Consider the following 21071-nt stretch of genomic DNA (forward strand, 5'->3'; position numbering starts at 1 on the left):
GCATACTTCGTCGATGAGCGACCTATCGGAGTATCCATACTGGCTCCTCAACTGGCGGTGGGGCCATCTTAGGGACCGATTAGAACCGTTGTGATGCGACGACCGTCACCCTATCCACTGGATATGTGCGGGTAAAGCCATGCCCAATGTTTTTTTGCTATTACCCCTTGTCAGCAGAGACGCCGAATGCACTCATCGGTCTAGTGGCTAGAGACTGCATGATTGCTCACCTACCGGTCGTAGCCTTCTCCACCGCCTCACCAAAATACACCGACAACTGACTTCATCGACCGCACGCCTGATCGTATGTAAGCTTTGATTACATATCTACAGTGTTCACATGCACAGGTAAAGTTTTCGAACACATGGAGATGTGATGAAACGCAAGCAATCTATTGGGGCCATGCGCTGGATCTCGCGGCGGCCATTGCGTTATCGAAAACGCTGAAGATAGCCAGCCTGGGCTTCGCAATAGATGGGATGCCCAGGCCAGATAGAAGCTATCGCGTAGGTTGGCTGGGCAAAGGATTACGGTTCGTATCGATTGGGCGAACCTTCTTCTATCCACAACCCTGCTAACGAGTGCCCTGAAATCGCTTGAATCGCCGGCGGCACCGGACTCGTAACGAGGCCAAGGCTTGCTATTTTCGCCAAGGAAGCCATCAATCTTCCTCGCAATCATTTTCCTTTAAGTGCATTGATGGGGCGAGCAGTGGCCATGAGCCGTACCTCTATAGCATCATCCTAGCTCCAAACTCCTATCATGCGGATGCCGTCCCCTGATCAGCCCGCACCCACAATGAGATTTGAAATCATGGACGTACCGTGCTTGGACGCACATAGGGCCAGTAAGGCGTCAGCAACCTTGGCTCATAAGTATGTAGGCGACATCGCCGGCGTGTTTTTCATACCAGGCTACCAAAGGGGCTACCGCTGGGATGTCACGGATGTGAAACGGCTTCTGGAAGATATCTGGCACGCCCTAGATAACAACCCGCTCCAACAGCCGTACAACCTGCAGCCAGTTGTCGTGAAGCTTCGCCAGGAAGGCGCTACAGCACAGTCCTGCCACTGGGAGCTTGTAGATGGGCAGCAGCGCCTGACCACGCTCTATTTGATCCTGCTCTACATGTACAATACAGGACTGAATAGAATCAACCTGCCGTATGAGCTGCACTATGAGACGCGCCCAGGGAGTTCAAACTTCCTAAAAGGACTCGGCAATAACGAGCCGATTGCTCATGAAAGTAACATTGACTACTACCATCTGCACAAAGCCTACCAATGCATTGGTGAATGGTTCGAAGCTCATGGGAATCGACTTCAGTACGCCGCCAACCGGTTCTACGCGGCGCTGTTCGAAAGCGTCCGGGTGATCTGGTATCAAGCTCCCGACGACATGGATGCCACCGCACTGTTCACTCGCCTCAATGTGGGTAGGATACCCCTGACCGATGCCGAGCTGGTAAAAGCGCTCCTACTGTCCAAGATTAAAGGCGGACATGCTCATCGAGCTGCTGAGGTAGCAAGTCAATGGGACATCATCGAGCGCGATCTCCACGCGCCTGAGCTGTGGGGATTCATCTCCAGTGACGCACCAGGGGTTACTGATGATCGTTACCCTACTAGAATTAGCCTCCTGCTCGACACCCTGGCACCTAACGCCCCCTGGCCAGGGCGAAAGCCGCCCCGTTATTACACCTTCGAGTCGTTAAGACAGCAGATCGAAACAAGCCCCATGGCATTCTGGATGCAGGTTTTGAACCTGCATGACCTAATGCTTGGCTGGTTTAACAACCGCAGCATCTACCACAAGGTGGGCTATCTGGTGCTCACGGGTACCGCTTTCGGGGAACTGGCCCGGCTGGCCCGCGATCAGAGCAAAAGCCAGTTCGAGCATCACCTGGATGAACGGATAAGGGGCTCACTAGCACTTCGAGCCTCGGAGGTGGAGACGCTCAGCTATGACAACCAGAGCGACTACAAGAAACTGCTGCGCCTGTTGCTGCTAATGAATGTCGAGAGCATGCGCCTTGCCCCCCATTCCAACCAGCGCTTTCCCTTCCACTTGCATACTGATAGTGCCTGGTCGCTTGAGCACATCCATGCGCAGAACGCCGAGAGCCTAACCAAGGCTGAGCAGTGGGAGACCTGGCTGAGACAGCACTTGTCCGCATTGTCTGCCCTAGCCCCAGAAACCGTTGAAGACCAAGCGCAATTGATCAAGGACATCGAGCTTGCACTAGCACAGTTGGAAACTGCCAAAAATTTCGGCGCCACTTTCCAAGACCTTGCCACACGCGTCGTCAAAGCCTTCAGCACACACATCGAGCAGAGTTTGTCAGCCGCCCATAGTGTGCACTCCGTCAGCAACCTTGCGTTACTTTCCAGGGCCGACAATAGTCTCCTGAGCAACTCGGTGTTCGAGGTTAAGCGGCAAAGCCTGCTGGCAATCGACCGTAAGGGCGGGTACATCCCGGTTTGCACCCGCAACGTCTTCCTAAAGTACTACACCTCGGCAGATGCGCACCAGAATCATTTCTGGAGTCCTCAGGACCGCAGCAACTATCTCGAAGCAATAATTTCGACAACCAAGTCCTATTTCCTGGAAGATGAGTGGACATCATGAACCAAACTCTTACGTCCTATGCTTCGCTCTTCGGCAAAAGCCAGGAAGATACTCATCGAATCAACCGAATTGAGATCCCCCTGATTCAACGCGATTACGCGCAAGGTCGCCAAGGTGAATCCGTAGAGCGGATCCGCAAGGACTTTGTCGCTGCCTTGTACGATGCGGTCATGCCGGGCGGGGCTCCAATCAGCCTGGACTTCGTCTACGGAGACGTGGTCGATAACACCCTATACCCCCTGGACGGCCAGCAACGCCTTACCACGCTATTCCTGCTGCATTGGTTTCTGTGCTGGCGGGCCGGCACGCCGCTCGAAGGTCAAGCTTGGCGAAACTTCAGCTACGCGACGCGAGCCAGTGCCCGGCAATTCTGTGAAGCGCTGGCAACCCATCAACCGCCTGCCGAGGAAACCTGCCTAGGGGCGTGGATCGTCGACCAAGCCTGGTATTTCCATGGCTGGCATCACGATTCAAGTATTAGCGCAATGCTGGTCATGCTGCAGGCGCTGGAAGAACGCTTTGCGAGCGCCAACTCTGAGTCGATCAAGGCGGCTTGGAAGCGGCTGGTAGACCCGGTTGCTCCGGCGATCAGTTTCCACCTACTGCCGGTCGTGACCAACCAGCTTACCGACGATCTCTACATTAAGATGAACTCCCGCGGTAAGCCTCTGACACCATTCGAAAATTTCAAGGCTCATTTTGAGGCGCTGCTAAAAGCCAACCAACCTAACCGGCTTGAAGAATTTTCACAGAAGATCGATACCGCGTGGGCCGATACTCTTTGGGCCTATAAAGACGCTGATCACTTGATTGATGATCAGCTCATGCGCTATTTCCGCTTTGCCTGCGACCTATGCACTTGGCGCGAGGGCGGTCGTTCGGACAGCAAGGCAAATCTCGATATCTTGGCACAAAGCCTGTTCGACGCCAGCAATGAGCGCGCTGCCGAGCATCTGGAGTTTCTGTTCAAAACCTTCGATGTTTGGCAGGACGTTATGATTCACGCCGAGTTCTCCGCATTGCTATGTACGGAGCCATGTGAAGAATCATCGGCGCTTCTTATTTTTAACCCACTGCGTTTTAAGGCAGTGCAAAGCACTGACCTATTTGGCGGCTGCTGCCGTCACTATGGGGAGTCCGAGTGGAACCAGGCCCACAGTCTGCTGCTATATGCGGTGCTCCTGCATCGCATCCACGCCACAACTGACTTCCCTCGACAGTTACGTATTGTTCGCAATCTAATCGAGTCTTCCGGTGGCGGTGAGATGCGTATTCAAAACATGGCTGCATTACTGGAGGACGTTAGGCGCATCGTGGTCGAGGCGACTCTGGAAGGCATATCGACCTTTAACCAGAGGCAAGTGGCAAATGAGAAGGACAAAGCTACACTCCTCGCCGCCCACCCTGCGCTGCAGAAGATTGTCCACCGGTTGGAGGATAATCGCCTACTGAGGGGATCCCTAGCCGTGTTTGATCTGGACCCGTCCGGCGATCCCACGGTGTTCACCGAACGGGCAAAAGCCTTCCTTCGGTTATCCGAAGATCGTCAGTGCTGGCAAGAACTGACCGGGGCACTGCTGGCTCTCGGCGATTACTCACGCAAGCTCAATCGCTATGGTGGTTACAGGTTCGTCGACCTCGGCTCACCCAGTAGCGAGGCAGTATGGCGAGAGATACTCATGGGCAGAAGCGATGCGGAGCTGACGCAACCTCTGACCCGCTTACTCGATCATGTCGCACAGAACAGCAGTGATTTGGCCGTCTTGAAGACCATCCAGGAAGCATTTATCAAAGAATGCGAGAAAAACCAATCGTTGGACTGGCGTTATTACCTCGTCAAATACCCATCAATGCGCAGGGGAGCCTCTGGTCGCTATGCTGTGAGTCAAACTGGTTATAGCATCTGCATGCTGGATAAGACCGTTATGCGTAGCTACTACCGTGATCCTTATCTGACTGAGCTAGCGAGCTTGAGTGGCTTGTCTACCAAGGATCTCTGGTTTTATGGATACGAGACCGAACGGCGCCAGCTGGAACGATCGAACGGCATCATTACCCTAGAAAGTGTCGATGAGGGCTGGCAATTGGCGGAAATACCAAGCGATCCTGATCAGCTGAGTCGCCTGGCCGATATGTGCGCCGTCTTTGGCATTGGCACCGACTACGTTTTTCGGATGCCGCAGAAAAACCAGCGGGACACCGTAGACCGGATCTTAAGGGGTGCAGAACTGATTCGTGCGCTGAATGAGATCGGGCTCTAGCGTAGTACATGGCTGCCTGGTGCCGCTTCGCGGCCCAACGGAGACCCTACGCCCGCCATGTTCTTAGGGAAGTACGACCAGCCACTCCGCACCGAAAGCCCTTCGCTGACTAGGGTTCATCTAGATCGGACAAACCACGGTTCGATATCGGCCAAAAAAGCAGACATTGCCGACCGGAAAGCTCTCAACCAAAGTAGATATTCAACAATGACGGCTTTTGATCTAAAGCAGCATCCTCAGCAGTTTGGAGATTAACCTTTCCTTGGCGCTTGCTCTCATATAGCCGAGAGCGGCCAATGATGCGCCGATAAACGTGCCGCATCGGTCAGAAAACAGCGCCTGCGCCCCGGTGAAAACGGCGCAAGCTTGAGGTAGGTTCAAGACTGCACCAATGCTCCGCAGCCCATTTGCTCCGATAAGCTAAGGCGATCTCTACTTGCGTCGGCGAAGCGTCGCGATGATTACCCCGCCGAGCAGCAATAGCGCCGCCGCAGCCAGGGTGCTCATAGTGCCTAGCGCAGGCACCATCGGTGTATAGCCGGCGACCATCTTCGAGTACAACCACTTGGGCACGGTCGAGTCGGCCCCGGAGGTGTACAGCGACAGCGGGAAGTTACCCCAGGACAGCAGGAAGGCGAACAACGCCCCCGACCAGATCCCCGGCCACAGCAGCGGCAGGGTGATTTCGCGGAAGATGAACAGCTTGCCGGCGCCCAGATCGCTGGCGGCCTCCTCCAGGCTCGGGTCATAGTTGTAGACTTGGATGGCGATGACCAAGGTCACCACCGGCACGATCCACACTAGATGGGCGATCACCGCGGTCTTCCAGCTCGGACTGAGGCCCAGCGCGTTCATCCACAGCAGCAGGGCCAGGCCCAGCACAGTCTGCGGAAAGAAGATCGGCAGTAGCAGCAGCTTCTGGTACAGCTTGCGGCCCTTCCAGTCGTAGCGGGCGAAGGCCAGCGCGCCGAAGAAGGCCAGCACTACCGAAATCAGCGTCACCAGCAGGGCGATCTTCAGCGAGTTCTGCACGAGGATCTGTACCTCAAACGAATCGACCGTGCGCTGCCACCAGCTCAGCGAGTATTCCCGTACTGGGAACAGGAAGTAGCGACTCGTCGACAGCCCGGCCAGCGCGCTGCAGATGATCGGCAGGTAAATGGCCACGAGTACGAAGCCCGTCCAGCAGCACACCAGAAAGTCGGAACGGATTTGTGCCTGATTTCTCATCTCAACGTTTCCCTAACACTCGATCAAGGTCCAGGCGCGTCAGCACGAAGAGCGTCAGACTGCCGATAATCAGCACCAGCAGTACCGCCAGCGCGGCGCCCAGCGGCCAGTTCTGCGCGTAGGTGAAGGCCACCTCGATGTCGTGAACCACAGTGATCACCGACTGCCCGCCGAGAATTCTTGCCTCGGCCACCGCGCCCACGGCGAGCACGAAGGTCAGCAACATGCCGATGAGGATGCCCGGCATCGCCAGCGGCAGCTCGACCTCGCGCCAGACCATCAGCCGGCCAGCGCCCAGATCCTTCGCCGCATCCACCAGATCCCGCGGCACCATGGCCAGCCCCAGGGTGATGGGGAACAGCATGAAGGGCAGATACACATAGACCATGCCGAACAGGGTCAGTCCCGGGCTGTAGAGCACATCGGGCGCGCGGCCCAGATCGAACGCCTTAAGCACGCCGTCGAGCACGCCGTTCTTAATGAAGAACTGCACCCAGCCGTAGAGCCGCACGTTCTCCGAGACGAACAGGGGGAACACGAATAGCACGCTGATCAGCGGGGCGAAGCGGCCAAACACCCGGTTGAGCCCGTAGGCGATAGGATAGGCGATGACCGCTAGCACAGCCACGCAGAGCGCGGCCAGCACCAGCGACCAGACGAACGAGCGCCACACCGTGTTGGACGGATCCAGCACGGCGGCGAAGTTTTCCAAGGTGAAGGTGCGGAACACCTCGAAGCTTTTCGGCTCGGCGAAGGCGAAGGCCACCACCGTCACCAGCGGGGCGAGAAAGCCCAGCAGCAGAAAGATCACCAGCGGACTGGCGTAGCGGGCGCCAATGGAGAGGCCGCGCCCCGAAACAGCATCCATAGTCAGGCTCCTGCAACGATGGCGTCCGCCGCGTTCCAGCCGATGAGCACCTGCTCGTCACGGGCCCGGTCGCGGGTAAAGGTGCGCGGGTTTTCCAGCAGCACGCTGCGGTCGCCGCAGCGGATCTGGTATTGCACGCGCGAGCCGAGCGAGTACTCGTTAAACACCGTGCCGCGGATTACGTTGTCGAATTCGTCCTCCGAACCGGCGAACTGCATGTATTCCGGGCGCACCACCACGGTGGCGGCCGTCGCGCCCTGCAGTTCGGCCGGCAGATCGAGGCGGAGCGGACGATCGAGGCCGGCGCTGTACCAGCCCCGCTCGGCTTCCAGGCTGACCGGGAATTTGTTGACCTCGCCAAAGAATTCGGCGACGAACTCGTCGGCCGGGTGCGCGTAGATCTCCTCCGGCGACCCTACCTGAATGATCTGCCCCGATCGCATCACGGCGATGCGATCGGACATCACCATCGCCTCCTCCAGCGAGTGGGTAATGTAGATGAAGGTCTTACCGCTTTCCCGGTGCAGATCCTTCAGCTCCTTCTCCAGCACCTTCTTCAGCTTGTAGTCCAGCGCCGAGAGCGGCTCGTCGAACAGCAGTACGTCCGGGTCGTAGGCAAAGGCGCGGGCCAGCGCCACCCGCTGACGCTCGCCGCCGGAGCACTTCGTGACGTTCTTGTCGTAGTAGTTCTCCGGCAGCCGCAGCATCCGCAGCAGTCCCAGCGCCCGGGCCCTGCGCTCAGCCTTCGGCACCTTCTTCACCTTCAATGGAAACTCGATGTTTTCCCCCACCGTCTTGTGGGGAAACAGCGCAAGGGACTGGAACACCAGACAGGTTGGCCGGCGCTGGGCGGGCAGGTTGTTGATCGCCTCCCCGCGCAGGGTGATGTTGCCGCTGCTGGGGGCCTCCATGCCCGCCAGCATACGCAGCATCGTGGTCTTGCCGGAACCGGACGGCCCGACGATCGTCAGGAACTCACCTTCCAGTACATCCAGCGAGATGTTCTTCACCGCCGTGAAATCACCGAACTTCTTCTGCACATCCACCAGTTGCAGCACGGGTAGTGGCTGTTTCGCGACGTTGTCGATCGTCGAGCTGTTCATTGATGCCTGCCCTGACTGAACCATATCAACGCATCCGCTTGGCCGCGGAGATCATTCCCAGAGCCTCGTCGAACTCCGGCACGATGTCGTAGGCCACGCAGCGCTTCATTTCCTCGCCCAGGCTGTCCCACTGGATGGCGGCGAGCTCGTCCTTGGTGAACAGCTTGAAGCACTCGGGATTGCCCATCTGGCTGACCGGGTTGAAGGTGCCCTCGGCGAAAGCCACGCGATGGGCGATCTCCGGGTCCTGCACGTACTTGAGGAAGTCGTTGGCCAGCGGCGAGAGGTTGGGGTTGTTCACCAGCGAGGTGATCTCCACCCAGGACACGCCCCCCTTGCCATCCACCGGACCGCGCAGCGGGGTGATGCCGCGGATTTCCGGGAAGCCGTCGGCCCGCGCCGGCGAGCAGCTGTAGGTGCCGCCGGTCATGTACAGGTCAATTTCGCCGGAGATCATTGCCTGATTGAGGCTGGAAGCGTCGCCGATCATCTTCGCGCCCTTGAACACCGCATTGGCGGTTTCCTGGAACTTCGCCATCTGCGCCGGCGTGTGCTCGATGAAGGGGTTGATCCCGGCCACCAGGAATATATCGAAGACGTTCCAGTCATCCGACTCCTGGATGCCGTACTTGCCGCTCAGGGCCTTATCGTTGAACAGGTCCCAGCCGGTGTCTTCGGCCGTCGCGCGGCTGATCCGGTCGGTATTGACCACGTAGTTGAACGGACCGAAACGCTGTGCCATACCCAGCAGCTCGTTGCCGTCGGCGCTCATCGCCCACTGATACGGCGGCTTGAACTGGGGCAGCATGTCCTCGAAATAGGGCTCGAACTCGGCCCGCGGCAGCGGCTTGATCAGGCCCTCGGGCAACATCACCTTGCGCGCCCAGGGGTTGTTCACGTTGATCAGGTCCCAGACGTTGGTCTCACCGGCGCGCAGCCGGTTGATCATGGTCGGGTCGTTGGTCAGGGACTCGGCGCGCACATTGGCACCGGTCGAACGGCGGAACGGATCGAGCACCTGTGCCGAGTTGTAACCCTCCCAGCAAAGGATGTTCAGCTCCTTCTCCCGCGCAGCAAAGGCACTGGAGCTCATCAGCAACGAGCCGCCACCGAGGGCTGCCGCACCGGCGCCCATCCCCATCAGCTTCAACAGTTCCCTTCTCGATACGCCCTTCATGATTCGTCCTCGCCTGTCTTGAAGTGAAAGACAACGAGGGCGAGTTAAAACCAGATACGAGGCGAGTTCAACATTTTTTTTGGCAAGCACCAACATGACGCGAGGCGCCCCAAAATGGGGGTCTTAGCGCCCTCCCGCTGGGCTAAACCCGGCTGGAACACCCATCTTTACTAAGGTGAATGCCTGGTCCGCATATTGCTAACTGGACCACAGGAGGCGTTGCAGGCCGTCCGTAACAGGAGATAGAAATGTTTGAATCACTACAAAAAAAGACGGTAATCGTCACAGGCGCCAGCCGGGGCATCGGCCGCGGCATCGCCCGTCGCTTCGGCGAGGCCGGGCTGAATGTGCTGGTGGTGTCACGCTCGCTGGAAGACGCCCGCAAGGTGGCCGAGGAAATTGGCCCGCTGGCCTCGGGCTTCGCCGCTGACGTCAGCCAGCAGGCCGACTGCCAGGCGATGGTCGATGCGGCCGTCGAGCGCTACGGATCGGTGGACGTGCTGGCCGCCAACGCAGGGATCTTCCCCTCCGCCCGCATTGCCGAGATGACGGTGGAGGATTTCGACCATGTGATCCACACCAACCTGCGCAGCGCCTTTCTCTGCACCCGCGCGGTCACACCGGTGATGGAAAAGCAGGGCTTTGGCAGGATCATCCTCACCTCCTCGATCACCGGACCGATCACCGGCTTCCCAGGCTGGTCCCACTATGGCGCCAGCAAGGCCGGCCAGCTGGGCTTCATGCGCACCGCGGCGATCGAACTGGCCCGCGCCAGCATCACCGTTAACGCGGTGATGCCGGGCAACATCGCCACCGAGGGGCTGGAAGGCATGGGCGAGGAATACGCTGCAAAAATGGCCGCCTCGATCCCCTCCGGCCGGCTGGGCAAGGTCGAGGACATCGCCAACGCCGTGCTCTTTTTCGCCAGCCGCGAGGCCGGCTTTATCACCGGGCAGACCATTGTCGTCGACGGCGGCCAAGTCCTGCCGGAATCCTCCGAGGCGCTGGGCTGAAACGAGGCAGCTGAAACTGAAAAAGGCGGACCCGGTCCGCCTTTTTCATGCCCTGGACTCCACAGTCGGAGCCGGAGTCCGGTTCACGGCCAAGCCCGTCCCCTAGGAGCGCGCCGGCGCGGGTCACCCCTGGCGCAGCACCTCCTGCAGGGTGGTCAGGAACTGATCGGCATTGGCCTCGCTGAAGCATAGCGCCGGGCGGATCTTCAGTACGTTGCCATAGGCGCCGGCGGCACCGATCAGCACGCCCCGCTCCTTCATCGCATTGATGACGAACCCCGCCAGGGCGGCATCCGGCGTGGCGTTTTTGCTGACGAACTCCAGCCCGATGAACAGCCCGGCTCCACGCACGTCGCCAATCCGCGCATCGCTCTGCCCCATCCGCTTCAGGCCGTCGCGCAGGTAGCGACCGACCCTATCGGCATTGGCGATCAGCCCCTCCCGTTCCAGGGTGTCCAGCACCGCCTGGCCGGCCGCCGCCGCCACCGGGTTGCCGGCGAAGGTGTTGAAGTAGCCGGTCTCGGCGCAGAAGCCATCGAGCAGCTCCGGCCGGGTCACCACGCCGCCCATGGGAAAGCCGTTACCCATAGGCTTGCCGAGGGTCACCACATCCGGATCGACGCCGTGGCGCTGGAAGCACCAGTGCCCCTGGCCGGTCCGGCCGAAGCCCGGCTGCACCTCGTCGGCGATAAACAGCCCGCCGGCGCGATGCACCGCCTCCACCGCCTTGGCCAGAAAGCCCGGTGGATCGGCAAACACGCCATCGCTGGAGAAGATGGTGTCGACCACCAACCCGGCGAAGCGGATGTCATTGCGCTGGAGGTCGGCAATGGCCTGCTCCAGATGCGAAGCGAATACCTCGCCAACTTCCTCCCCCGGCGCCAGGCGGAAGCTGTCTGGTGCCGGAATTGTGCGGATATGCGGGGGCAGCTCGCGCCCCTTGCGGTAAGACGAGGGGGAAATTTCCATCACCGCGCTTGTGTTGCCGTGGTAGGCCGTCTCGGTCACCACGAAACCACTGCCGCCTGTCGCAGAGCGGGCAATGCGCATGGCGATGTCGTTGGCCTCGCTGCCGGTGCAGGTCAGCAGCAGGTTCGATAGCGCCGGGGGAAAGGTGCCGAGCAGGGTTTCGGCGTAGTCCGTCAGGCTCTCGTAGAGATAGCGCGTGTTGGTATTCAGCCGGGCAGCCTGCTCGCTGATGGCCTCCACCACCGCCGGATGGCAATGCCCGAGCACCGGGACATTGTTGTAAACATCCAGATAGGGCCTGCCGGCGGTGTCGTACATGAACACCCCCTCGGCCCGGGCGATCTCCAAAGGCTGCTCGTAGAACAGCACCGAGGAGGCGCCAAAACAACGCCGGCGCTTCTCAAGCAGCGTACCCAGCCGGCCGCCCAGCGCGGTGGCGCGTCCAGCGTCGAAGCGGTTCAGGGCAAGGATCTGTTTGGGTTCGGTCATGGGATGTCCCCGCTGTGGGTGTCAAGATAGCGTTGAGCCAGGGCCACCGTGCCCCGGGTGTAGTCCTCGCCCATGGACTGCGCGGTAGGCGTTTCCGAATGGCTGGCGACCCAGGCGGTCAGCTGCATGCGGCGCAACATGAGAAACATCGGAATGGCTCGCTCGTCCTCCTCGGAGAGAGGCGTCACGCTGCGATAGCCTTCGAGCCAGGCAGCGAGAAACTCGCCTACCCGCGGGTCTTCCTCGAGAAAACTGAGGCAGGCGGCAAAGTCGTAGACAAACCAGCTAAAGCCACAGTCGTCGAAATCGATCACCGTGAGCCGCTCACCATCCACCAGCAGGTTGGCCAGGCGCATGTCGCAGTGCACCAGCCCAAACCGCTCCGGCGCCATGCCATAAGCTTCAGTCTGCTCGCGCAACAGCGCCTGGGTGCGCTCGAGTACCTCCCGCCCTTCCGCTGTCAGTCCCAACGCATTGCGCCAATCGCCCCAGTACGCCTGCTCGCCAATGATGGTGTCGAAGTTCCAGACCTTGCGCGTAAAGCCTTGGGGCTGAGGCCAGCTCAGGCTGTGCTGGTGCAGGCGCGCATTGGTCTGGCCGAGGACCCGGTACCAGCTGATCAGCCGCGATCCTGGCTCCGGCTCACTGCCCGGCACCCACTCGAAGGCCGTGACATGCCGAAGGGTCTGGCCATCGACGAAACAGCTCAGGGCCCGTCCATCAACCGTGGCTACCGGCGCCGATGTGCTGACCAGCCCCGACTCCCGCAGCGCCCGGATCCAGGCCAATTCCGATTCGATTTCGGGGAGACTGTGGTACTCCGGGCGCTGCACCCGCAGTACCAGTCGCCGACCGGCCACATCCTCGGCAAGGTAGGTGGCATTCTCGGAAATGGTCAGAAGCTTCAGCGCAGCGTCCGGTGCCATCTCCCACTCAGGAAGCAGGACGCGCAGCCCGGCCTCCAGTCTTTCGAGAAAATCCGATTGATAAAGCATTGTCGCCCCCTTGGAGTGATGCGAGAAGTACAACATTTTGAATAGATAACCACAAATTTAATTTAGCGGTCACCACATTAAAATGTCGCACTACCTTCAATTACTCCAGCCCTTTAGGAGTTAGCGTGGTCTGCGCCAAAAGACTGCATTACCATGTCCGCTTCACCATTTTGTGGCATTCACCACATCCCGGCCGATGTCGACAAGGAACCACGCGCGTAATGTCCAGAGCCAAGACCGCCCGCCAGGCTGAGATTCTCGCCGAGCTCAACAACACCCCCAGCCTGCGTATCGCCGACCTGGCTAGGCTGCATGGCGTATCCAGTGAAACCATACGCCGAGACCTCGACGAGCTAACCCGTTGCGGCCACCTGAACCGTACCTATGGCGGCGCGGTGCGAGCCATCACCAGTGAGCCCTCGGTCACTGAACGTCACCGACTGTTCGGCCCCGAGCGCGAACAGATCGCCCGGGTGGCGGTGGAGCTGATGAAGGACGCGCGCATTCTGATGATCGGCTCCGGCTCAACCACCTTGCATGTGGCTCGCCGCATCGCGACGGCGATGAAGGACATTACCGTGATCACCCATTCCTTCGGGGTTGCCACGGTACTGTCGATCAACCCGACCATTCGGGTCATCGTTGTGCCAGGGGACTATCACGCAACCGAAGGCGCCATGGTCGGCGCCCACACGGTGGCCTTTCTCAACGGCCTGACTGCCGATTTCGCCGTGCTCGGCGCCAGCGGCCTGTCCGCCGAAGGTCCGACCGACGCGCTGATCGACTGCGGGGTGGTCTACAGCACCATGCTGCAGCGCTCGGGTAGCACGCTGGTGGTGGCCGATCATTCGAAGTTCGACGCGACCTTCCCGGCTCGTTATGCCAGCTGGCAGCAGGTGGATTACCTGGTCACCGACGAGCAGCCGACCGGCAAGCTCGCCAGCGCCCTGAGCCAGCACAAGGTCATCGTTCGACGCCATTAGCCGCTGGGGCATGGAAGCGGGTGCGGAACTTGCTTTGCTCCCTTCGCAGGCCGCTCGAGCCCCCGTCCGGGGAAGTGCTCGATGAGTCGCGGCCTCCGTACGGAGACGACCATGCTGGAGAAATTCGAGATACCAGAACTGCAACCTGACTTCGTACAGCGGGTTCAGGTGGATGGCCACGAGGTGGCGGCCTACAGCTACGGCAGTGGCGACGAGGTCCTGCTGTGCCTCAACGGCGGGCCAGGCCTGCCCTGCGACTACCTGCGCGACGCCCACGCCTGGCTGAAGGAAGAGGGCCTGCGCATCGTCGCCTTCGATCAGCTCGGTACCGGCAAGGCGGACCGCCCGGAAGACCCGGCGCTGTGGACCATTGCCCGCTACGTAGAGGAAGTGGAAACCGTACGCAAGGCCCTCGGCCTCGGCCGGGTGCACCTGCTCGGGCATTCCTGGGGTGGCTGGCTCTCCATCGAATACAGCATCCATTACCCGCAGGCGGTGAAGACGCTGATTCTGGAAAACACCGTGGCGGACATTCCGCACCTGTCCCAGGAGCTCGGCCGGCTGCGCGCGGCACTGGGCAGCGAAACCGTGGCGATGATGCAGCGCCACGAAGCGAAGGGGACCACCGATCACCCCGAGTACCAGGCCGCGGTCACCCTGCTGAACTACCGTCACGTGTGCCGCCTCGAGGAATGGCCGGCCCCGGTGAAACGTTCGCTGGACGACTGGAACATGGGACCTTACCAAACCATGCAGGGACCGAACGAGTTCCTTTACATCGGCAACCTGCGCGACTGGAACCGACTGAAGGAAATGGGGGAGTTCCGCATGCCCATCCTCATCACCACCGGCCAGCACGACGAACTCACCCCCGCCTGCGCCCTGCGCATGAAACTGGCCGCGCCCCATGCGGAAGTGCATGTATTCCTCAATAGCAGTCATATGCCATTTTATGAAGAGCCGGTGGCTTATTTTCCAGCCTTGCTCTCATTTCTGAGGCGTCACTTTTGTTGAGCACTAGCCTTAAGGCGAAGACTGAAGGCGCCGCTGAGCCGCCAGTTCAACAAGGCCCCGCCCCGCCGCGCCAAGGAATTCGTCAGTTACTGGCTGTCGTGACTACGGCCGCTTTCGGCCAGAAGCGGAGGTGAACTGAGGCCCGATATTGTGCCTAGAACGCGTATACGAAACCGGGGCGGTTCAGAATCACTTTACAAGCAGCAGGACGCTCTACTACCCGCAACTAAAGTACCCGAACAATCGGATTACGGTTCATCTACAGCAGATGAACCAAAGTCGGCTTTCAACAAAGCAGGCACCACACAAATAAGCTAGATTCAGGCCGTCTCCGCAGGCTGGCTCACTAGAGCCAATGCCAAGGCCTTTGCTCCACCCAAGTCCAAATGCATCGTGGCGTAAGACTGCATGAGTAATGCTGGCGGAAGCACCCAATCCCATTTTTCTTGAGCCATGTTCTGTACGTCCGCCAGAACAGCGGATTCATCAATACCGTCCCACTCGGCGATCTCACGCAGCTTGCTTTCAAGCGACGTCCGATCTCCCTCAACCTCGATGACCAACCCGCTGTTCTCACTGGCTAGTCCGGTGTGCGTCAACAAGATGGCTAGGGCATCGTTTGTCCAATCGCCTCGCCAGCTGAAAAGGTAAGTCTTACCTCCGCTTTCGGTCATGCTCGAATGTGCCAGTCCAAGGTCCGAAAAAGCGCTACGTGCCTGAGCTAGTAGCTCTTGTGCCGTAGTATCAAGATAGGGGTAGACGTCCGCCTCCAACAAGACGCTCCTCATCTCTTGCCGAACCCGATCATGTACACGGGCTCCAAGCCCGTCAAAGGACGGGGGAGCACCACCGGGATCGGATCTCACGACAACGACCTTGGCCTCAGTGTCCACGCTCGTCACCCGCCAGCGGCGCCCAGCAAAGATGATTCGCTGATCGACGGTCAATGGCCTGGAGACGGGCAATGCGCCAAGTGGTTTCCCATCGCATACCAGGCGGAACTCTTCATTACTGACAAATGCACTGTAGAAGTCGTAGTGGTTGATCAGGCGTTCCCCCACTACGCCGGGCAGCAGGAGCCCCGATGTTTCCTGGGTTATCAAATCGCGCTCACCGAGGGCACGAAGCAAACTGAGGAAGCTGCCCTGCTCCACCCCAGTGAACGGACCACTGCGTATCAAGGTGCTCCACAGCTCTGCAGCTGTAGCTCCACCCCGCTGGGCTATCACCGAGAGGCACTGCTGTACCAGCGTCGATAAATGAAGACCATGAACACGAGGAGGCTCGAACCAGCCCTGCATCAACAACCGGATCATCGCGATGCTTTGCAGCAAACCCTGGCGAAGTCGATCCGACAGGGGCGAGCCATCGTCTAGCTGACGCTCCTTACAGTAACTTCGGAGAATGGCTGCCTCTCCCGGACGGCGTCCGGATCGCCCCAAGCGTTGACGCAAGCTAGCTACCGATGGCGGAGCCCCGATCTGCACTACCGTCTTGATGCTGCCGATATCGACCCCAAGCTCCAGCGTGGTAGTACAGACTGCGGTGGCAGGCCGGTCACCGGCTTTCAGCGCTTTCTCGGTTTCCTCTCGAATGTCCTTCGCCAAACTGCCGTGATGCGGCCAGAACTCGTTCGGTACACCATCCTGCTCGCAACGGCGCCGCAGATTGTCAGCGAACCACTCAACCTGAGTTCGACTGTTGGGGAAGATCAGGTTATTGCTGCCGCGTAGCACCTGAAAGAGATGCTCTGCGATGGCATGGTCCGGAGAAAAAACATCGTCACCTTCAGGCTGCACCGGGAGCGCCTTCTTGGACTCCACATACCCTCTGATCTGAACCTTAAGTATCTGGCCACTACCCTTGGATTCGATCACCGACACATGATGAGGGGCATTGGGACGCAAGAAGGCAGCAGCCAGCGTCATGTCGCCCAACGTGGCGGAAAGACCAACCCTGGGCAGGGGGCGATCAATGATTGTTTCAACACGATGCATGAGTGACTGCAGCTGCTTGCCTCGCTCACTGCCGATAAAGGCATGGAGCTCATCCACCACCAGGTACCGCAGGTTGGCAAACAATCCCGCTAGGCTGGTTCCCTTGTTCACGAACAGAGCTTCGAGCGACTCCGGCGTGATCAACAGAATGCCTTCCGGGGACTTGAGGAAGCGATGTTTGCGGCTCGCTGAGATATCCCCATGCCAAGCAATGACAGGAAGCTCAAGCTCATCGCAAAGCCTCGCCAAACGATCCCACTGGTCATTGATGAGAGCCTTCAGCGGGCTGATGTAAAGCACCGCCCCAGGCTTTTCCGTGTCCTGCAGGAGATTGGTAAGGATGGGCAGAAACGCGGCTTCGGTTTTGCCTGCAGCTGTAGCCGCCGCGATGATGACATCCTGGTCGGCCCCCAAGAGCGCAGGGATAGCACGCTCCTGGGCATCGCGTAGGGAGGTCCAGCCCTCGGTCCATATCCAGCGCTGGATTCGCGGTTCAAGGAGTTCGAAGCCAACCGATTCAGAGCTGGAAGGTGGCAAGCTCATCGTCCGCATCCACTTGGATATCGGCCTCACCGCCTCGATCCGGTGCAATCTCCACGGCACCCAACAGGGTCCGCCAATCAGCGTCAGGATTCTGCTCCAACACCGCTAGCAGGCTGATGAATGCGGTAATGGTCGTCCGCGGGGTACGGAAGTAGGCCTCACCCATCCGCTGGTTGCAGTGGGCCATAAACAGCGGCAATGCTTCGTCGGGTAGCAAATAGCGCTCGTTCACGCCTGCCGCGTATACATGACGCAGTTTCTGCAGCAGCACGTAGAAATCCTCAGGTCTCAGACTAGTGAGGCGTATGACAGGGCCGGACAGATCTACCAGCCCGGACTTGGCGAAGTTATTTTCAGCCAGACGCGACTGCAGCGCCGGATAGCTGTAGAGGCCGCGGCGAGTATCCATGAGAAATTCGGGTGTACCGCCCAACACAAAACCAAGCCCCTCAGCAGAGCCCTGCAGGGAGTCATTGAGGATACGAAGAATCTGCTCGTAGTTAGCGTTACGAGCTTGGGTGTTGGAAAGTTTGTACAGGTTCACCAGCTCATCGAGACATACCATCAACCCGCTAAAGCCGGCCAACCGAACAAATCGAGCAAGCAGCTTGAGCTGATCGTAGACCGACGCATCGTCGACGATGGTTCGCACCCCCAGTGCGGTGCGGGCATCTGTCTTGGTAGTGAACTCGCCACGCAACCAGCGGATAGCATCGGCCTTGAGCTGCTCGTTACCCTCTTCGAAGCCTTTGCAATAGGCCGCGATTACATCAGCAAAGTCATAGCCGTTGACCATCTCTGTCAGTTGGTCTAGATGCTCGCGAATCACAGCCTCACTGTCTTTGCCGGACGCTTTGGCTTCCGTCTTGGCCTGTGCCACGAATTTCTCGACTATTCCTTGCAGAGCGCCGCCATCAGGCTTAGTTCGGTTGGACATATTCTTGGCCAATTCGGCATACAGCGAGCGAGCCTGGCCACCAGTAGCATGGAGACGACGATCCGGGTTCAGATCGGCATGCATGGTGACGAGCTTGCGCTCCATCGCGATAGAACGAACCAGGTTGAGGAAGAATGTCTTGCCTGCACCATACTCACCGATCACTACGCGGAACGCGGAACCGCTTTCCGCGAGGCGCTCCACATCACGGATGAGTGCTTCCAGCTCCCCGACACGCCCCACTTGAATCAGGTGCTGGCCTGCACGGGGAACGACGCCGGCGCGCAGGGACTGGATGACCGCATCGCGGTCCTTGGCTCTGATGCTGCTCATAGCGGTAATTTGTCCATAATGTCAGGGTTGACTTCGAAGGGGTCTTCCCCCTCGGTGACTGGCATATCGAAATGCTCAAATGCCATGTCGTTGATCTGCTCCAATGCTCCGTCGAGCATGAGCTCCATATCGCTTGCAACGGCCTCCAACTCGTCATGAGACCACTCGGTACGGGATACGAGTACACGCAGGAAGGCTGAGTGATCGGCGTCTAAGCCACAAATGGAGGAAGTATCCTCAACAGTCTCTTCCACAACTACGTCATCTGGCTCAGCAGGCTTGTCGTCAACGAAAACCTGAGCCAGCAGCGCAGATACCTGTTCCGTTTCACGCTGCAGCTGAGCGATGCGCTCCTGGTCCAGAGCAAATCCGCCAACGGGCTTGGACGGACTTGCTCCGGGTATGGAAGGCGTTGTCTGCGATGAGCCAACGGAGCTGCCACTGGAGGCCACATGAAGGTCGCTGTACAGCGATTGCGGATCCAGCTGCAGGGTCTTGTAGACGCGCTCCAGCAACTTCACCTCTGCGGGACTAACCTCGCCGTCGACCTGCGCCAAGTGAGCGAGAAAAGCCGCCACAACCCTCTTCGCCGGCTCGGCCAGGGGCTCCAGTTTCTTCTTCAGGCTCTGCAGGGTTGGTGGCTGGTTAAGCTGCAGGCGCAGGTGGGCCTTCAGGCGCTTCCGATGAGCACCGCTCAGGTGACTCCAAGAGTCTATATGCTGGGATAGCAGCATAATTTCCTGCGGCGACGTGTCACCATCGGCCGCAGCCACAGCACAAGCAAGGTCCAACGTAACAGAGGCGGCGCTATAAGCCGGCGAAGACCGCAGATCACCATCGTCAGCCTGGGTCGCAAAGAGCGCCACATTGTCCTCAGACTTGGGTGTTCGGCTGCCTGTCAGCACATCCGGCTCGATACCGATGTGTAAAAACTCCAGCGCGCGGGCGAGCGTCAGAACCTTTTCTCGCGACAGGCTACCTGCACTCTGCAGTCGTCCTGCCAGCTCACCGAAGCTCATGACCACCATGCCGTCGCCGATGCGTTGCTTTAGCTCGGCGAGCGCTGTTCGAGCTGTTGGCGGCCACAGGTTTACAGGCAGCTGTAACAGCCCTTCTAGTGCATCAGGAGTGTCGGGGTTGCGGCCGAGATAACGACTGTAGGGCTCCAACTGCACCGTGCATTCGTCAACCAACTGCTGCAGCTTCTTCCGAGCTGCGCTAGTCGCCGTGACGTCAGGAATACCGGATAGGCCATCCAGTTCTTGGGGTGGTAGACCCGCAGAAGCGGTGTTGTATTGGAGTCTCAGACGGGTCTTGTTCTGAGGGAGCACCATACCGGCGCCATAACGTTCCTCGTAGCGCATGCAGAACAACTGGGCGAACGCTTCTTTACAACGGGTTACGGGTGTTCGCTTCCCGACGTTGTGATCAGACAGCACCCAGGCCAACGCCCAGTCAGCCGGCATTGGTTGCTTGTCAGCCGCCAACTGACCCAGGCCAATACGCAGCTCTACAGGCATTTCGTAGCCGTAAGGTAATGGTGCCGGCGGCGCCTTTTGATAGCGCCTGGCGAGTATTTGGCCTTGGCGGAGGAAGTCTACGAAGCGACTGGCGTAGTTATTGAAGGAGTTATTCTTGCCATAGATCGAGAGCAGCCGCTCTACCTCGGCAATTATGATAGGTATGTCGCCCGCCGCAGCCTGATCCGTCTTGGCGTCGACAAAAACCCTACGCTCAAGACCGTAGAAGAATAGGAACACGTAGCCGATGTTGGCATGCGGAGCCTTACGACCACTGGATAGCCATTGCAAATATGCGCGGCGGGCCTCAGGAGAGATGCTGTCGTAACTGGGCCAGTAAGAGGTGAGACGCTCAGATATATCGACGATGCCCCGTGCGACCTTCAGTTTCGGGTTGATCAGTGACGGTTCCGAAGGTCCATTGCGCCTGTTTTTATCTTCGCCGACGTAGATCAGACCAATTGGGATATTTTCGCCCGCCACTTCGATGCTTTCGCCAGCAGAAAGCCACCGCACGTTGGCACTATTCAGGTTCGCCGGCGCGCTCGGAATTCGGTGGGAAGACCGCTCAGTGGCCTCCAAAGTTACGGTAAAAAAGCCAGAGTCGTCTCGCTTTGCCGAAACCTGCCGGGGCGACGCCGAGACTTGCGCAGGAGCAGAGGGCTCATTTAGTGGCGAGACCTCATCCAATGAAAACGTCAGGCCGGTGCTTATGCCGAGGTCCGAGGAACTTGAACGAGTTCCCCCTTGAGGTGGCCGCATAGTTGTTGCCGAAGACATGACTGACGGTTTGCTGAAGGCCTTTATTACTAGCCACCCGCCTATGCCGACAATGAGTGCTCCGCCCAAGAAAACCCAAACACCCTTGGGAACGGAAGCTAGCCCCCCAATCACTAGGGCACACAGAACCATCGCTCCAGATACGCCAGACTTGCTGCTGCGCTTACGCTTCCCTGCCATCGCTTCGACTCCCTATACAAGCATGCTGGCCATTTAGCAGTATCGGCAAT

The 21071-nt window shown here is 59.1% G+C and carries 14 protein-coding genes; 5 read left to right on the forward strand and 9 right to left on the reverse strand.

What is annotated here, in order from left to right; genetic code table 11:
• The first annotated feature begins 865 nt into the window (after nucleotides 1–865).
• The gene (locus tag AC4LFW_RS13910; protein WP_491819698.1) at nucleotides 866–2629 is read left to right on the forward strand and encodes a DUF262 domain-containing protein; all 1764 of its coding nucleotides are present in this window, start codon (nucleotides 866–868) and stop codon (nucleotides 2627–2629) included.
• Nucleotides 2626–4890, forward strand: a complete 2265-nt coding sequence (locus AC4LFW_RS13915; protein WP_491820230.1) for a DUF262 domain-containing protein — start codon at nucleotides 2626–2628, stop codon at nucleotides 4888–4890. The genes AC4LFW_RS13910 and AC4LFW_RS13915 overlap by 4 nt, the downstream gene beginning before the upstream one ends.
• Before the next feature lie 432 nt (nucleotides 4891–5322).
• On the opposite strand, the gene AC4LFW_RS13920 is transcribed toward AC4LFW_RS13915, so the two are convergent.
• The 4 genes from AC4LFW_RS13920 to AC4LFW_RS13935 are packed head-to-tail and all read right to left on the reverse strand — an operon-like array spanning nucleotide 5323 to nucleotide 9268.
• On the reverse strand, nucleotides 5323–6120 hold the full coding sequence (locus AC4LFW_RS13920) for an ABC transporter permease (protein WP_042909949.1): 798 nt from the start codon (nucleotides 6118–6120) through the stop codon (nucleotides 5323–5325).
• A 1-nt stretch (nucleotide 6121) separates the two neighbouring features.
• The gene (locus tag AC4LFW_RS13925; RefSeq protein WP_042909948.1) at nucleotides 6122–6988 is read right to left on the reverse strand and encodes an ABC transporter permease; all 867 of its coding nucleotides are present in this window, start codon (nucleotides 6986–6988) and stop codon (nucleotides 6122–6124) included.
• A gap of 2 nt (nucleotides 6989–6990) precedes the next feature.
• On the reverse strand, nucleotides 6991–8091 hold the full coding sequence (locus AC4LFW_RS13930) for an ABC transporter ATP-binding protein (protein WP_200984355.1): 1101 nt from the start codon (nucleotides 8089–8091) through the stop codon (nucleotides 6991–6993).
• A 25-nt stretch (nucleotides 8092–8116) separates the two neighbouring features.
• Nucleotides 8117–9268, reverse strand: a complete 1152-nt coding sequence (locus AC4LFW_RS13935; protein ID WP_393552730.1) for an ABC transporter substrate-binding protein — start codon at nucleotides 9266–9268, stop codon at nucleotides 8117–8119.
• 248 nt (nucleotides 9269–9516) lie between these two features.
• Between AC4LFW_RS13935 and fabG the strand changes: the two genes are divergently transcribed.
• Complete coding sequence (fabG, locus tag AC4LFW_RS13940; protein ID WP_393552733.1) at nucleotides 9517–10281, forward strand: 3-oxoacyl-ACP reductase FabG; 765 nt, start codon at nucleotides 9517–9519, stop codon at nucleotides 10279–10281.
• Between the two features lie 123 nt (nucleotides 10282–10404).
• Here fabG and AC4LFW_RS13945 read toward each other — a convergent pair whose 3' ends face one another.
• Together AC4LFW_RS13945 and AC4LFW_RS13950 are read right to left on the reverse strand one after the other, a co-directional pair.
• On the reverse strand, nucleotides 10405–11739 hold the full coding sequence (locus tag AC4LFW_RS13945) for an aspartate aminotransferase family protein (protein WP_042909941.1): 1335 nt from the start codon (nucleotides 11737–11739) through the stop codon (nucleotides 10405–10407).
• A complete protein-coding gene (locus AC4LFW_RS13950; RefSeq protein ID WP_042910624.1) occupies nucleotides 11736–12734 on the reverse strand; it encodes a phosphotransferase enzyme family protein in 999 nt (332 codons plus the stop codon). The genes AC4LFW_RS13945 and AC4LFW_RS13950 overlap by 4 nt, the downstream gene beginning before the upstream one ends.
• 221 nt (nucleotides 12735–12955) lie before the next feature.
• Between AC4LFW_RS13950 and AC4LFW_RS13955 the strand changes: the two genes are divergently transcribed.
• Nucleotides 12956–13717, forward strand: a complete 762-nt coding sequence (locus AC4LFW_RS13955; protein WP_042909940.1) for a DeoR/GlpR family DNA-binding transcription regulator — start codon at nucleotides 12956–12958, stop codon at nucleotides 13715–13717.
• 111 nt (nucleotides 13718–13828) lie between these two features.
• Nucleotides 13829–14731 carry a proline iminopeptidase-family hydrolase gene (locus AC4LFW_RS13960; RefSeq protein ID WP_058147394.1) on the forward strand — a complete coding sequence of 301 codons (903 nt, stop codon included), beginning with the start codon at nucleotides 13829–13831 and terminating at the stop codon, nucleotides 14729–14731.
• 320 nt (nucleotides 14732–15051) lie between these two features.
• On the opposite strand, the gene AC4LFW_RS13965 is transcribed toward AC4LFW_RS13960, so the two are convergent.
• From AC4LFW_RS13965 to AC4LFW_RS13975, 3 genes are read right to left on the reverse strand one after another with little or no spacing between them, the layout of a single operon-like run.
• Nucleotides 15052–17271, reverse strand: coding sequence for a DEAD/DEAH box helicase (locus AC4LFW_RS13965; RefSeq protein WP_393552737.1), 2220 nt, complete (start codon nucleotides 17269–17271; stop codon nucleotides 15052–15054).
• On the reverse strand, nucleotides 17246–18541 hold the full coding sequence (locus AC4LFW_RS13970; RefSeq protein WP_491819700.1) for an ATP-binding protein: 1296 nt from the start codon (nucleotides 18539–18541) through the stop codon (nucleotides 17246–17248). Before AC4LFW_RS13970 ends, AC4LFW_RS13965 begins: the two co-directional genes overlap by 26 nt.
• Nucleotides 18538–21021 carry a tellurite resistance TerB family protein gene (locus AC4LFW_RS13975; protein WP_197446075.1) on the reverse strand — a complete coding sequence of 828 codons (2484 nt, stop codon included), beginning with the start codon at nucleotides 21019–21021 and terminating at the stop codon, nucleotides 18538–18540. The genes AC4LFW_RS13970 and AC4LFW_RS13975 overlap by 4 nt, the downstream gene beginning before the upstream one ends.
• Between the last annotated feature and the right edge of the window lie 50 nt (nucleotides 21022–21071).

This window comes from Stutzerimonas sp. C6.4V (genome assembly GCF_058536345.1).

Coding starts and splice junctions, on each gene's coding strand:
- AC4LFW_RS13915 (WP_491820230.1), top strand. CDS start 2,626: ATGAACCAAACTCTTACGTCCTATGCTTCGCTCTTCGGCAAAAGCCAG.
- AC4LFW_RS13920 (WP_042909949.1), bottom strand. CDS start 6,120: ATGAGAAATCAGGCACAAATCCGTTCCGACTTTCTGGTGTGCTGCTGG.
- AC4LFW_RS13925 (WP_042909948.1), bottom strand. CDS start 6,988: ATGGATGCTGTTTCGGGGCGCGGCCTCTCCATTGGCGCCCGCTACGCC.
- AC4LFW_RS13930 (WP_200984355.1), bottom strand. CDS start 8,091: ATGAACAGCTCGACGATCGACAACGTCGCGAAACAGCCACTACCCGTG.
- AC4LFW_RS13935 (WP_393552730.1), bottom strand. CDS start 9,268: ATGAAGGGCGTATCGAGAAGGGAACTGTTGAAGCTGATGGGGATGGGC.
- fabG (WP_393552733.1), top strand. CDS start 9,517: ATGTTTGAATCACTACAAAAAAAGACGGTAATCGTCACAGGCGCCAGC.
- AC4LFW_RS13945 (WP_042909941.1), bottom strand. CDS start 11,739: ATGACCGAACCCAAACAGATCCTTGCCCTGAACCGCTTCGACGCTGGA.
- AC4LFW_RS13950 (WP_042910624.1), bottom strand. CDS start 12,734: ATGCTTTATCAATCGGATTTTCTCGAAAGACTGGAGGCCGGGCTGCGC.
- AC4LFW_RS13955 (WP_042909940.1), top strand. CDS start 12,956: ATGTCCAGAGCCAAGACCGCCCGCCAGGCTGAGATTCTCGCCGAGCTC.
- AC4LFW_RS13960 (WP_058147394.1), top strand. CDS start 13,829: ATGCTGGAGAAATTCGAGATACCAGAACTGCAACCTGACTTCGTACAG.
- AC4LFW_RS13965 (WP_393552737.1), bottom strand. CDS start 17,271: ATGAGCTTGCCACCTTCCAGCTCTGAATCGGTTGGCTTCGAACTCCTT.
- AC4LFW_RS13970 (WP_491819700.1), bottom strand. CDS start 18,541: ATGAGCAGCATCAGAGCCAAGGACCGCGATGCGGTCATCCAGTCCCTG.
- AC4LFW_RS13975 (WP_197446075.1), bottom strand. CDS start 21,021: ATGGCAGGGAAGCGTAAGCGCAGCAGCAAGTCTGGCGTATCTGGAGCG.